The sequence below is a fragment of the Roseovarius litoreus genome (assembly GCF_900142765.1).
Lineage (GTDB): Bacteria > Pseudomonadota > Alphaproteobacteria > Rhodobacterales > Rhodobacteraceae > Roseovarius > Roseovarius litoreus.
The window spans coordinates 180,576-194,677 of sequence record NZ_FRCB01000002.1; the positions used below are offsets into that span (position 1 = coordinate 180,576).

The window sequence follows — 14,102 nt, forward strand, 5'->3', positions numbered from 1 at the left end:
GATGGAACTGACCATTCTCTTTGCGCCTCTCATCGGGGCCATCATCGCAGGCTTCGGCTGGCGGATCATCGGAGATCAGGGCGCACAATGGGTCGCGACGGGCCTGTTGTTCCTGTCTTGCCTTCTGTCCTGGATCGTCTTTCTGGGCCATGACGGCCAGACCGAGATCGTGCATATCCTAGACTGGATCGAATCCGGCACGCTGAATTCCTCCTGGGCGATCCGGCTGGACCGTCTGACCGCGATCATGCTGATCGTCATCACGACCGTCTCGGCGCTCGTGCATCTTTATTCCATGGGCTACATGGCGCATGACGAGAATTTCCGCGAAGGCGAGACCTATCGCCCGCGGTTCTTCGCCTATCTGTCGCTCTTCACTTTCGCGATGCTGATGCTGGTGACAGCGGACAACCTGGCGCAGATGTTCTTCGGCTGGGAAGGTGTGGGCCTGGCGTCGTATCTGCTGATCGGCTTTTACTATCGCAAGCCAAGCGCCAATGCCGCGGCGATCAAGGCCTTCGTGGTCAACCGGGTTGGCGATTTCGGCTTCATCCTGGGGATCATGGCGCTCTATTTCCTGACCGACTCGATCCGGTTCGAGGATATCTTCGCGGCCGCCCCTGAGCTGGCCGAGACGCAACTGACCTTCCTGTGGACGGAATGGAACGCGGCCAATCTGGTGGCCTTCCTTCTGTTCATCGGCGCGATGGGCAAATCGGCGCAGCTGATCCTGCACACATGGCTGCCGGATGCGATGGAAGGCCCGACCCCGGTGTCGGCGCTCATTCACGCGGCCACCATGGTGACGGCAGGGGTGTTTCTTGTCTGCCGAATGTCGCCGATCATGGAATTCGCGCCCGAAGCGATGGCTTTCGTCACGTTCCTTGGCGCCACCACCGCATTCTTCGCGGCCACCGTCGGGCTTGTGCAGAACGACATCAAGCGCGTGATCGCCTATTCGACCTGCTCGCAGCTTGGCTACATGTTCGTGGCGGCGGGTGTCGGCGTTTATTCGGTCGCGATGTTCCACCTCTTCACCCATGCCTTCTTCAAGGCGATGCTGTTTCTGGGCGCGGGCTCGGTCATCCATGGGATGCATCACGAGCAGGACATGCGCAACTATGGCGGCCTGCGCAAGAAGATGCCCTATACGTTCTGGGCCATGCTGATCGGTACGCTGGCCATCACCGGGGTGGGTATCCCGCTTACCGGCTGGATCGGCTTTGCTGGCTTTGCGTCGAAGGATGCGGTGATCGAATCCGCCTATGCCGCAGGGCCGATGGGCTATGCGTTCTGGATGCTGGTCATCGCGGCGCTGTTCACCAGCTTCTACAGCTGGCGGTTGATGTTCCTGACCTTCTGGGGCACGCCGCGTGGCGACAAGCACACGCATGACCATGCGCATGAAAGCCCCAAGGTGATGTTGATCCCGCTTGGCGTTCTGGCGCTTGGCGCGGTGTTCGCGGGCGCGATCTGGTATGGCAGCTTCTTTGGCAAGACCAACGAGGTGGTGAAGTTCTTCGGCGGCACCTATGGCGAGCCGGCCCATGAATTGGTCGAGGCGGTGGCGGAACGCAGCCCGAAAGCCTCGGAGCTGCATTATGTCATGGAAAGCGGACCCGGCGAGGCGGCGATCTATATCGCTCCTGAGAACACGATCCTGCATGAGGCGCATTACGTGCCGACATGGGTCAAGCTGTCGCCCTTCGTGGCTATGCTGATCGGTCTGACCGTGGCGATCTGGTTCTACATCTGGGATCCGGCCATGCCGCGCCGTCTGGCCGAGAACCAGCGCCCGCTCTACCTGTTCCTGCTGAACAAGTGGTATTTCGACGAGATCTACGACTTTATCTTCGTCCGCCCGGCAAAAGCGCTTGGCCAGATGCTTTGGAAGAGAGGCGACGGCGATGTGATCGACGGGTCGATCAACGGCGTGGCGATGGGGATCATCCCCTTCTTCACCCGCCTCGCAGGGCGCGCGCAGTCTGGCTATATCTTCACCTACGCCTTCGCGATGGTGATCGGGATCGCGGTGCTTGTCACCTGGATGAGCTTCATCGGGGGGGCTGAATAATGGATAACCTTCTGTCCATCACAACCTTCATTCCCGCCATCGCCGCAGCGATCCTTGCGATCTTCCTGCGGGGCGAGGACGCCGCGGCACAGCGCAGCGCCAAATGGGTGGCCCTGAGCGCCACGTCGCTGACATTCCTCGTGTCGATCTTCATCCTGACCGGGTTCGATCCCAATGATACCGGCTTCCAGATGGTGGAAGAGCGTGAGTGGCTTCTGGGCCTGCAATACAAGATGGGTGTGGATGGGATCAGCGTGCTGTTCGTCATGCTGACCACCTTCATCATGCCGATCACGATCGCTGCGTCCTGGAACGTGACGAAGCGGGTCAAGGAATACATGATCGCCTTCCTGCTTCTTGAAACGCTCATGCTCGGCGTGTTCATGGCGCTGGATCTGGTGCTGTTCTACCTGTTCTTCGAGGCAGGACTCATTCCGATGTTCCTCATCATCGGCATCTGGGGCGGCAAAGAACGGGTCTATGCCTCGTTCAAGTTCTTCCTCTACACCTTCCTCGGCTCGGTTCTGATGCTGATCGCGATGGTGGCGATGTTCTCGGATGCGGGTACCACGGATATCGTGGACCTGATGAACCACCAGTTCGGCTCTGAAAGCTTCTCGGTTCTGGGCATTCATATCGTGGGGGGTATGCAGACGCTGATGTTCATCGCGTTCTTCGCCAGCTTCGCGGTCAAGATGCCGATGTGGCCGGTGCATACCTGGCTGCCGGATGCGCATGTGCAGGCGCCCACCGCGGGGTCGGTCGTTCTGGCGGCGATCTTGCTTAAGATGGGTGGCTACGGTTTCTTGCGCTTCAGCCTGCCGATGTTCCCGGTCGGGGCCGAGTTGCTGACGCCGCTCATTTTGTGGATGTCGGCCATCGCCATCGTCTATACCTCGCTGGTGGCGCTGGCGCAGGAGGACATGAAGAAGCTCATCGCCTATTCCTCGGTCGCGCATATGGGATATGTCACGATGGGGATCTTCTCGGTCAATCAGCAGGGGATCGATGGTGCGATCTTCCAGATGATCAGCCACGGCTTCATCTCGGGTGCGCTGTTCCTGATTGTCGGCGTGATCTATGACCGGATGCACACCCGCGAGATCGACGCCTATGGCGGGCTTGTGAACCGGATGCCGGCCTATGCGCTCATTTTCCTGCTGTTCACCATGGCGAATGTGGGCCTGCCCGGCACCAGCGGTTTCATCGGCGAGTTCCTGACGCTGGTCGGTGTCTTCCAGGTCAATACATGGGTGGCACTGGTTGCGGCGACAGGCGTGATCCTGAGTGCGGCCTATGCGCTCTGGCTTTACCGGCGCGTGATGCTGGGCGATCTGATCAAGGAAAGCCTGAAGTCGATCAACGACATGACCGGGCGCGAGCGGGCGATCTTTGCGCCGCTTGTGGTGATGACCCTGCTTCTGGGCGTCTATCCCAGCCTTGTGACCGATATCATCGGACCCTCGGTGGAAGCCCTGATTTCAAATTACGACACGGCTCTGGTCGAGGCGCATGGCGCCAACCAGGTGGCCGCGGCGCAGCACTAACGGAGGCCCTGAGACATGCAGGCTGATCTGAATGTTATCCTGCCCGAGATCGTGATCTCGGTCTATGCGATCGCCGCGCTGCTGTTCACGGCCTATACGGGCCGCGACCGTATGGCCGGGATGCTGTTGTGGCTGACCGCCGCGCTGTTCACCGTGATGGCGCTGTGGATCGGCACGACGGGGCAGGGCACGCGCACGGCGTTTGGAGGCATGTTCAACGATGATGCCTTTTCGCGCTTTGCCAAGGTGACGATCCTGCTCAGCACGGCCGCCGTCATGGTGATGGGACAGGAATACATGATGCGCCGCAAGATCCTGCGGTTCGAGTATCCGGTGCTCATCGCGCTTTGCGCGGTCGGCATGATGCTGATGGTCAGCGCGGGCGATCTGATGGCGCTTTACATGGGGCTGGAGCTGCAGTCTCTGGCGCTTTATGTCGTGGCTTCGCTGCGCCGTGACAGTGCGAAATCGACCGAAGCCGGTCTGAAGTATTTCGTTCTCGGCGCGCTGAGTTCGGGGTTGCTGCTTTATGGGGCATCCTTGACCTATGGCTACGCGGGCACGACGCTGTTTTCCGGCATCATCGTAGCGGCGGACGGTCAGGCGCCCGTTGGGCTGCTGATTGGTCTGGTGCTGGTGCTGGCGGGTCTTGCCTTCAAGGTTTCGGCGGTGCCGTTCCACATGTGGACACCGGATGTATATGAGGGCGCGCCGACGCCGATCACCGCCTTCTTCGCCACGGCACCCAAAGTGGCGGCAATGGCCCTTTTTGCCCGGGTGGTGCATGATGCATTCGGCAATGTGGTCGGCGACTGGCAGCAGGTGCTTGCGGTGCTGGCGCTGTTGTCGATGTTCCTCGGTGCGGTGGCTGCGATCGGCCAGACCGATATCAAGCGGCTGATGGCCTATTCCTCGATTGCGCATATGGGCTATGCCTTGATGGGGCTTGCCGCAGGGACGGCCTTTGGCGTGCAGTCCATGCTGATCTACATGGCGATCTACGTGACGATGAACATCGGCACCTTCGCCTTCATCCTGTCGATGGAGCGTGATGGCCAGCCGATCACCGAGATCGCAAGCCTCAACATGTATTCCCGCGCCCATCCGGGCCGTGCGCTGGCCATGCTGATCCTGCTCTTCAGCCTGGCAGGTGTGCCGCCGCTCTTGGGCTTTTTCGGCAAGCTCTATGTGCTGCGCGCGGCCTATGAGGGCGGTCTGGCCTGGTTGGCCATTGCCGGGGTCATCGCCAGCGTGATCGGTGCGTTCTACTACCTGCGGATCGTGTATTTCATGTATTTCGGGGAAGAGCGGGAACCTCTCGAAACGGCGCGGTCGCCTGTGCAATGGAGCTTCTTGATGGTCTCGGCGGCGTTGATGTTGTTGGGCATTATCAACATGTTCGGGATCGAAGCTATGGCTCAGGCGGCGGCAGCGACCCTTGTCAACTGACCGCGTTCACCCACGAAACCTTGACCGTGACGCGCCAATGGCGCGTCACTTCGTTTGGGATGGCCGCTGTCCTGCGGTAGCGGTGGGTCCATGATGGGGGCGGTGCGCGGTGACACGACCTGGCCCATGGGCGTGGGGCGACGGGTGCTGGCTGAAGTGGACAGCACCAATGCCGAAGCGGCGCGGCTTGCCCCCGGCCTGTCCGGTCCGGAATGGATACTTGCCCTCAACCAGACCGCCGCACGCGGGCGGCGGGGGCGCGTTTGGACGCATCCTGCAGGCAATTTCGCCGCCACGCTGGTCATGCGGCCAACGGAAAGCCCCGATCAGGTGGCGCTGCGGTCCTTCGTGGCATCTCTGGCCTTGTTCGATGCCTTCGTAGCCGCGACCGGGCGGAGCGGCGGGCTGAGCCTCAAATGGCCCAATGACGTGCTTCTGAATGGTGGGAAGCTGGCGGGGATCCTGCTGGAAAGTGCCGGCACCCGCGAGGGGTTGTCGTATTTCGCAATCGGCATCGGTGTGAACCTTGCGCAGGCGCCGGGCCGCGACATGCTCGAAGAGGGGGCGCTGCGGCCTGTGTCGCTTTTGTCCGAGGCCGGTGTAACGGTCACTCCAGAAGAGTTTCTGGACCTTCTGGCGCCCGCCTATGCCCGGTACGAGGCGAAATTCACGACCTATGGTTTCGCGCCCATCCGCAGGGAATGGCTGGCGCGGGCGGCGAAACTCGGGCAGACGATCACCGCGCGTACCAGCCGCGATGCGATCACCGGTATTTTCGAGACGGTGGACGAGGCGGGCAATCTTGTTCTAACTACGCCGCAAACCCGGCACGCCATTCCGGCGGCCGAAGTGTTTTTCTGAAGGAGCGCCAAATGCTTCTGGCCATTGACTGCGGCAATACGAATACCGTGTTTTCGATCTGGGACGGCAGGTCCTTCTTGTGCACATTGCGCACCTCGACACATCATGCGCGCACGGCAGATGCTTATTTCACTTGGTTTTCAACACTCGTGAAGCATTACGGGATCGAGGCGAACATCACCGATGTGATCATCTCGTCGACGGTGCCGCGGGTTGTGTTCAACCTGCGGGTCTTTGCCGATCGGTTCTTTGGATGCCGGCCGCTGGTGGTGGGCAAGCCCGAATGCCTGTTGCCGCATCCGCCACGGGTCGATCCGGGCACGCAGGTGGGGCCGGACCGGCTGGTGAATTCGGAAGGGGCCTATGAGCGGCATGGCGGCGATCTGATCGTGGTGGATTTCGGCACCGCGACCACCTTTGACGTGGTGGCGCAGGATGGCGCCTATGTGGGTGGTGTGATCGCGCCGGGCGTGAACCTGAGCCTCGAGGCGCTGCACATGGCGGCGGCGGCCTTGCCGCATGTGGACGTGACCAAGCCTCAAAAAGTCATTGGAACCAATACGGTAGCCTGTATGCAGTCGGGTGTGTTCTGGGGCTATGTGGGGCTGGTCAATGGTGTGTGCGAGCGCATCAGGGCCGAGTATGATCGCCCGATGCGGATCATCGGCACGGGCGGTCTGGCCTCGCTTTTCGCGCAGGGCGACATGCTGTTCGACGCGATCGAAGACGATTTGACAATGCACGGGCTGACCGTGATTCATGATTACAACAAGAAGGCACAAACCTCATGAGCAGCGATAGACTGATCTACATGCCCCTTGGCGGGGCCGGCGAAATCGGCATGAACGCCTATGTTTACGGCTATGGGCCGAAGGGTAAGGAGAGGTTGATCCTCGTCGATCTGGGGGTGACCTTTCCGGACATGGACAGCTCGCCGGGTGTCGACCTTATTTTCCCGGATATTCAATGGCTTGCGGACCGACGTGAACAGCTGGAGGCGGTCTTCATCACCCATGCGCACGAAGATCACGTGGGTGCGGTGGCGCATTTTTACGAGCAGTTGGGCGCGCCGGTCTATGCACGGGCGTTCACGGCCAATATCGCGCGACGCAAGATGGAAGAGTTCGGCTATTCCGAAAAGGCCGTGCGGGTCGTGTCACCCTGGCCCGAGGTAACCAAGGTAGGACCGTTCACGGTGGGGTTCGTGCCGATTTCTCATTCGATTCCAGAGAGTTCCGGGCTGGTCATCGACACGCCCAAGGGCCGCGTGGTGCATTCGGGGGATTTCAAGATCGACGCCAACCCCGTGGTGGGCGAGCCGTTCGATCCTGAGCTTTGGGCCAGTCTGGCCAAGCCCGGCGTCAAGGCGCTGATGTGCGATTCTACCAATGTTTTCAATACACATGCGGGCCGTTCTGAAAGTAGTCTGGCCGAGGATATCCAGGCCCTGATCGCGGGCGCCAAGGGGATGGTGGTGGCCACCACCTTTGCCAGCAACGTGGCACGGCTCAAGACGCTGGCCGAGGCGGCGGATCGGGCGGGACGCTCGGTCTGTCTTTTGGGGCGCGCGATGCGGCGGATGATCGAGGCGTCTGTGGAAACGGGGGTTCTGACCTCGTTCCCGAAAACCGTAAGTCCCGAAGAAGCAAAGGATATTCCGCGCGAAAACCTGATGCTGATCGTCACCGGCAGTCAGGGTGAGCGGCGCGCGGCGAGTGCGCAGCTGGCACAGGGGAATTATCTGGGGCTGTCGATGAAAGAGGGCGACATGTTCCTGTTTTCATCCAAGACGATCCCCGGAAATGAACGCGGCGTCATCAAAATCATGAACCAATTCAGTGAGATGGGCGTCGATGTTGTGGACGACTCAGACGGCAAGTATCACGTCTCGGGTCATGCCAACCGACCGGACCTCGAAAAGCTGCACGACTTGCTGCAACCACAGATCGTGGTGCCGATGCATGGCGAGCACCGGCATTTGCGCGAGCACGTAAAATTGGCCAATTCCAAGAGGATGCAGGGCGTTCTTGCTGTGAATGGAACGATGGTGGACCTGACGGGGAACCGCGCGGAAATCTGCGACTATGTCGAGACGGGCCGGACCTATCTGGATGGCTCGGTCAAGATCGGGGCGCTGGATGGGATCGTGCGGGATCGTATCCGCATGGCGCTGAACGGGCATGTCACGGTCAATGTGATCCTTGATGAAGAGGATGAGCCGTTGGGCGAACCTTGGTGTGAAATCAAGGGTTTGCCGGAGACGGGCAACAGCCGCGCGCCGCTTGTGGATGTGCTCGAAGAGGATCTTGGCCAGTTTCTCGGACGCGCCGGGGCGAAGGTTCTGACGGATGACGAGAAGCTGGAAGACGCGCTGCGCAAGATCGCGCGGCAATCGGCGCAGAACGAGATCGGCAAGCGCCCGGAAGTGACCGTGGTGATCAGCCGTTTGGCCGAGTAGCGGCGTACGATCCGTACGAAACCTACGCGCGTTCAGGACGAAACCGGGCTTCAATCCCGGAAATTGTGTCCATCTTGTACGCAAACACCAAAAAAACCTGCCTTGGCCCGAGGGGTGGAGGCAGGTTTTTTCAATTCGGTGTCTTGAGTCTGCGCGAAGCTGCGCGCCTCAATCGGTGCGGCGTTCCTCGAAGCTGAGAGCGATGAAGCTGGGCATGTGATCGCCCATGCCGACAACCGCGTTGCCGCCGCCGCCGGACCTGCCACGACCACCACCGCTGCCGCCGCCGCCACCGCGGCGAGAGCCGGAGCGCGCGCTGTCTTGCGATCTGTCGTCGCGGCGCGGCTCGGAGGGGCGCTCGGGCGCGGCCTGAACCGGTTCAGGCTGCTGCGGCGCCTCGGCGACGTCGGCCTGCGGGGCAGGTGCCTTGTCGGTCTTGTCGGATTTGGAGCGCGAGGTGCGGCTCCGGCTTCTGCGGGCGGGCTTGTCGTCGGACTTGGCCTCGGGCCGTGCATCGGGGGATGCGGCGCTGTCCTCGTCGCTGGGCGAGGTGCCGGCAACGGGGTTTTCGAGCCGGGGGATCTGTTTCTGGATCAGCCGTTCGATCGCATCGAGGTTCTTTTCGTCGCGCGGACCGGAGATCATCATCGCCTTGCCGGACCGGCCGGCGCGGCCGGTGCGACCGATGCGGTGCACATAGTCTTCGGCATGGCCGGGCACGTCGTAGTTGAACACGTGGCTGACCGAGGGCACATCGAGCCCGCGCGCGGCCACGTCGGAGGCCACGAGAATTTTCAGGTCGCCCGCGCGGAAGCCGTCAAGGGTGCGGGTGCGCTGCGACTGATCGAGATCGCCATGGATCGGGGCGGCGTCGTAGCCGTGTTTCTTGAGCGACTTGGAGACGATATCCACATCGACCTTGCGGTTGCAGAAGACGATGGCGTTGGTGCAGGCCTCGCCCTCGGCGTCGATGAGCGCGCGCAGGATGTCGCGCTTTTCAGAGTCGGCCCGTTCGCGGCGCGAGGGCTTGAACATGACCACGCCCTGTTCGATCGTCTCGGAGGCGGTGGCCTGACGCGCCACTTCGATCCGCACCGGGTTTTGCAGGAAGGTATTGGTGATGCGTTCGATCTCGGGCGCCATGGTGGCCGAGAAGAAGAAGGTTTGCCGGGTGAAGGGCGTCAGGCTGAAGATGCGTTCGATATCGGGGATGAAGCCCATGTCCAGCATGCGGTCGGCCTCGTCCACGACCATGATCTGAACGCCGGTCAGCAAGAGCTTGCCGCGTTCGAAATGATCGAGCAGGCGACCGGGGGTGCAGATCAGAACATCCACGCCCTTGTCGATCAGCTTGTCCTGTTCCTTGAAGCTGACACCGCCGATGAGCAGCGCCTTGGTCAGCTTGAGGTTCTTGGAATAGGTGTCGAAGTTTTCGGCCACCTGTGCGGCCAGTTCCCGCGTCGGGCAGAGCACAAGGCTGCGCGGCATGCGCGCCCGTGCCCGGCCCCGCGCCAGCAGCGATAGCATGGGCAGGGTGAAGCTGGCGGTCTTGCCGGTGCCCGTCTGGGCGATGCCGAGGATGTCACGGCCTTCGAGGGCAGGGGGGATCGCGCCGGCCTGAATGGGCGTCGGATCTGTGTAGCCTGCTTCTTCGACGGCTTTAAGGACTTTGGGGTTCAGATTGAGATCGGAAAATTTTGTCATGTGTGTCCGTGGTTTGCGGACACTATCCTGGCCCGCACGTCATGTCAGGGTCGGACCCGTCTGGTCCCGTGGCGCATCACGTCAGTGACCCTTGAAGCGGCGTTTACCGGATATTGGGGGGTATGGTCAATGGAGCCGGTCATTTAGGTGATAATCTGCCCTTGAACATGGGTATCGTTGCCGAAATAGCAACAGTCACCCGTGGTCGGGAAAATGGCGGGCGCGTTTGGCGTCAAGATCGAGCGCGATGCGGCGCAGATGGCCGTATGCGTCGAGCCGGGCGCGCAGATCTGGGGTGGCGATGCAGACCTCGGCGAAGAAATCGGCAAGGGCGGCCTCGCCCCGGTCCTCTTCCAGAAGCGAAAAGAGCGCGTTCATGGTGAGCGCCTCGGGGCCGGAGGCGGGGGGCGGTTTGAGCCCTGCGCGATAGGAGCCTTGCGCCAGCCGGAAGCGGTAGGCCTCGCGCCAGCGGTCCCAGTCGGGGGCGTGGAGGTGGCACAGCTCGGTCTCGTCGAGCGTGGCGGGCGATGGGTCCTTGTCGCCGTCGATGAAGGCGTTGTGGATACGCAGGCTCAGATCGGGGCGGTCGGTGCGCACGAAGATCTTGCCCGCCACATGGCTGAGAAAGCCGCCGTTCAGATGCGGGCCATAGGTGGGATAGATCTCGGCCGTTTCGTTGCGGCGCTGACCGGGGAAGGGCGCGCAGGCCTTGAACCAGGTGACACCGGGCGGCGGCGGATCGGAGGGATCGGGGGCCATCGCCTCGAGCGGGCGGATGCGGGCGCTGATCGCGTCGGGCGGCAGGGCGGCGAGTTGCGACGGCAGGGGGCGGGAGGGCCAGAGGAACTCGTCCACGTCGATATGGGCGAGCCAGTCGACCTGAGGGCGCTTTTGCAGGCAATGGGTGGCGTTGATCGACTGGCGCGGCTGATGGGTGTCGGGGCGCTTGCCGCGACGGTCCCAATAGGTGGCGTCGCAGAGCGTCACGCGGCATTTGGGATGCGCCTTGAGGGCGGCGAAGGCGTCGGGGGCGGGGGCGTCGAGATAGACATGCACACGGTGCGCGCCCAGATCGAGATGATGGGCGGCGAAATTCAGGATCGCGGTGGTGTCGGCCTTGATCGTTGCGACAAGGCCCCATGTGGGCGTGCTCATGGCGACAGGATGCGGCGGGGCGGGGCGGGGCGCAAGGTGCTGAATGCAAAATGAAAGCCCCCGGGGGGCCGGGGGCTTTGACGCAAGAGTCCAGCTTGGGTTCTCAGACGGTCTTGCGCCGTTTCATTGCGGCCAGCCCGCCAAGCGCGCCGAGCAGGAGCCAGCCTGCGGCGGGAAGCGGGATCGGGGCCGAAACGGTGGGTTGGGACCTCAGGCCGAAGCTGGAGATCGTGATCGGGTCCTGCACGAAGGCGCCCACGGCGTTTTCACCTTCGAAATTCGTGGCAAAGGCGCGGGCGGTCAGGGTCGAGGTGATGTCGAATGTTTCGCCGGCGCCGAAATCCCCGAGGGCGATGCTGCCGGATAAATCATCGACCGAGAATTCGAAGGCTTCGATGAAGCCGCCGCCGAGGCCGAGCGGGGTGATCGAGGGGGTGAAGTTCTGGACGTTGTCGAAGATGTAGGTCTGGACCAGATCGAAGGAGGCGTTGAAGGTGGCCAGCCCCAGCACGTCGGCACGGGCGTTGAAGATTTCGGTGCCGTTGATCTGGATCGCGTATTCGAAGGACGCGGCGGTATAGGCGCTTTCGGTGTCGACAACGCCGGGATCCGGGTTGGCGAAGGGGTTTGTCAGGTTCGCGCCGTATTGGCGGCTGGTCGAGATTTCGGTGGACAGGCCCGACAGGGTGAAGTCGAGCGTATAGGTCCGGGTGCCGTTGGTGGCGTTGGTTTCGCTGAAATCGAGCTGTGCTTCGGAGGTGACCCGCGTGGAGCCGCTGTTGCGGCTGAAGGGATCGATCACCGCGCTGACCGCGGATGTGCCGTCGGCGTTCTGGATGGCGCTGCTGGCGCCGAGCGTTGCCGTCGCGGTGCCATCGGACACGGTTTGCGTATCGGTCGTGATGGTGACGGGATCGCAGCATCCTTGATTGGCGGATGTCACCGTGGCGGTGCTGACCGTGGTTGCAAGGGCTGCTGTGGTGGAAAGGATCGTGGCGATAACGCCGGATGAGACAATAGAGTGGATACTCATTACGCGTACTCCCTAAAAGTGTAATCGTTAAAAATGCACCTTAAGCTTACAGCGATTCGCGGATCACGCAAGTCGCGAGATCGCTGTCGCAGTTTCAAACTGTCGTCATCGAGATCAGCGATGCGCCCTGCCGGTCGCGTTTCGCGATGCGCAAGCCGCGGTGCGATCGGCTGAAGTCAGGCCATCATTTCCTTGGTTGCCTGCAGTTTAACGTCGGGGTGATCGCGTTCGATGCGGTCGATGTCCCATTGCAGGCGCGTGAGGTAAACGATGTCGCCGTCATGATCGTGGGCGATATGTCTCTTGTTGGCGGCGGCGAAGGCGTCGACCTTGTCGCGCGGGCCTGCGACCCACCGGGCGGAGGTGAATTGCGACGGCTCGAAGCGCACGGGCAGGCCGTATTCAAGCTCGATCCGGCTGCCCAGAACCTCGAATTGCAGCGCGCCCACCACACCGACGATAAAGCCCGAGCCGAAGGAGGGTTTGAACACCTTGGCGGCGCCTTCCTCGGCGAATTGCATGAGGGCCTTTTCAAGATGCTTGGCCTTCATCGGGTCGCCCGCGCGGCAGGTCTGCAGGAGTTCCGGCGCAAAGGACGGAATCCCGGTGACGCGGAGGCTTTCGCCTTCGGTCAGGGTGTCGCCGATGCGCAATTGGCCGTGGTTGGGAATGCCGATGATATCGCCTGCCCATGCCTCTTCGGCCAGTTCGCGGTCGGAGGCGAGAAACAGCACCGGGGCCGATACGGTCATCGGCTTTTTCGAGCGCACATGGGTCAGTTTCATGCCGCGCCGGAAATGGCCCGAGGCAAGGCGGACAAAGGCGACGCGGTCACGGTGCTTGGGGTCCATATTGGCCTGAACCTTGAAGACGAAGCCGGTGACGTTGGTTTCCTCGGGGGCGATCTGGCGCGGTTCGGCGGATTGCGGCTGTGGTTCGGGGCCATAGGTGCCGATCCCGTCCATCAGTTCCTTGACGCCGAAGGAGTTGATCGCGGAGCCGAACCAGATCGGGGTCATATGCCCTTCGAGCACCGATTGCGGGTCGAGGGCGGGCAGCAGTTCGCGGGCCATCTCGACCTCTTCGCGCAGCTGGCCGATCAGGTCGGCGGGCACATGCTTGGCCAGGGCGGGATCGTCCAGACCGTTGATCTTGATGCTTTCGGCCACCTTGTTGCGGTCGGCGCGGTCCATCAGTTCCAGCCGGTCGTTGAGCATGTCGTAACAGCCGATGAAATCGCGGCCCTTGCCGATCGGCCACGAGGCTGGGGTCACGTCGATGGCGAGGTTTTCCTGAATTTCGTCGATGATGTCGAAGGTCTCGCGGCTTTCGCGGTCCATCTTGTTGCAGAAGGTCAGGATCGGCAGATCGCGCAGGCGGCACACTTCGAAAAGCTTGCGCGTCTGGCTTTCGACGCCCTTGGCGCCGTCGATCACCATGACGGCGGCATCCACCGCGGTGAGCGTGCGATAGGTGTCTTCGGAGAAATCCGAGTGACCGGGCGTGTCCACCAGATTGAAGCGGAAGCCGCTGAAATCGAAGGACATGGCCGAGGCCGAAACGGAAATGCCCCGGTCCTTTTCCATCTGCATGAAATCCGAGCGCGTGCGGCGGGCCTCGCCCTTGGCGCGCACTTGCCCGGCCATCTGGATCGCACCGCCATAGAGCAGGAATTTCTCGGTCAGGGTCGTCTTGCCCGCATCGGGATGCGAGATGATCGCGAAGGTGCGGCGCCGCGCGATTTCGGGCGGCAGATCGGGGCGGTTGGGGGTCATGTCCAGCATGGATGCGCATATAGAGGCGCGCGGGAGGCGGTGCAAT

At 62.0% G+C, this 14,102-nt stretch carries 10 protein-coding genes; 6 read left to right on the forward strand and 4 right to left on the reverse strand.

Annotated features, from left to right (window positions below; all coding sequences use genetic code 11):
* Window position 1 precedes the first annotated feature (1 nt).
* The 6 genes from nuoL (at window position 2) to F3H35_RS05165 (ending at window position 8,389) form a co-directional block, all read left to right on the forward strand.
* Window positions 2-2,074 carry an NADH-quinone oxidoreductase subunit L gene (gene nuoL, locus F3H35_RS05140; protein WP_149778552.1) on the forward strand — a complete coding sequence of 691 codons (2,073 nt, stop codon included), beginning with the start codon at window positions 2-4 and terminating at the stop codon, window positions 2,072-2,074.
* On the forward strand, window positions 2,074-3,621 hold the full coding sequence (locus F3H35_RS05145; protein WP_149778553.1) for an NADH-quinone oxidoreductase subunit M: 1,548 nt from the start codon (window positions 2,074-2,076) through the stop codon (window positions 3,619-3,621). The genes nuoL and F3H35_RS05145 overlap by 1 nt, the downstream gene beginning before the upstream one ends.
* A 15-nt stretch (window positions 3,622-3,636) precedes the next feature.
* The gene (gene nuoN / locus F3H35_RS05150) at window positions 3,637-5,070 is read left to right on the forward strand and encodes an NADH-quinone oxidoreductase subunit NuoN (protein WP_149778554.1); all 1,434 of its coding nucleotides are present in this window, start codon (window positions 3,637-3,639) and stop codon (window positions 5,068-5,070) included.
* A 90-nt stretch (window positions 5,071-5,160) separates the two neighbouring features.
* The gene (locus F3H35_RS05155) at window positions 5,161-5,931 is read left to right on the forward strand and encodes a biotin--[acetyl-CoA-carboxylase] ligase (protein ID WP_188129869.1); all 771 of its coding nucleotides are present in this window, start codon (window positions 5,161-5,163) and stop codon (window positions 5,929-5,931) included.
* Window positions 5,932-5,942: 11 nt separating this feature from the next.
* The gene (locus F3H35_RS05160; protein ID WP_149778555.1) at window positions 5,943-6,722 is read left to right on the forward strand and encodes a type III pantothenate kinase; all 780 of its coding nucleotides are present in this window, start codon (window positions 5,943-5,945) and stop codon (window positions 6,720-6,722) included.
* The gene (locus tag F3H35_RS05165; RefSeq protein ID WP_149778556.1) at window positions 6,719-8,389 is read left to right on the forward strand and encodes a ribonuclease J; all 1,671 of its coding nucleotides are present in this window, start codon (window positions 6,719-6,721) and stop codon (window positions 8,387-8,389) included. Before F3H35_RS05160 ends, F3H35_RS05165 begins: the two co-directional genes overlap by 4 nt.
* A 168-nt stretch (window positions 8,390-8,557) precedes the next feature.
* Here the strand turns inward: F3H35_RS05165 and F3H35_RS05170 are convergent, their stop codons facing one another.
* From F3H35_RS05170 to F3H35_RS05185, 4 genes are all read right to left on the reverse strand, one after another.
* On the reverse strand, window positions 8,558-10,093 hold the full coding sequence (locus tag F3H35_RS05170; protein ID WP_149778557.1) for a DEAD/DEAH box helicase: 1,536 nt from the start codon (window positions 10,091-10,093) through the stop codon (window positions 8,558-8,560).
* A gap of 195 nt (window positions 10,094-10,288) precedes the next feature.
* Window positions 10,289-11,248: a glycosyltransferase family 2 protein gene (locus tag F3H35_RS05175; RefSeq protein WP_149778558.1), complete on the reverse strand. Its 960-nt coding sequence runs from the start codon at window positions 11,246-11,248 to the stop codon at window positions 10,289-10,291.
* 103 nt (window positions 11,249-11,351) lie between these two features.
* Entirely contained in the window at window positions 11,352-12,281 is a 930-nt protein-coding gene (locus F3H35_RS05180) for a VPLPA-CTERM sorting domain-containing protein (RefSeq protein ID WP_149778559.1), read from the reverse strand.
* Window positions 12,282-12,457: 176 nt separating this feature from the next.
* Window positions 12,458-14,065, reverse strand: a complete 1,608-nt coding sequence (locus F3H35_RS05185; protein ID WP_149778560.1) for a peptide chain release factor 3 — start codon at window positions 14,063-14,065, stop codon at window positions 12,458-12,460.
* Window positions 14,066-14,102: the final 37 nt, after the last annotated feature.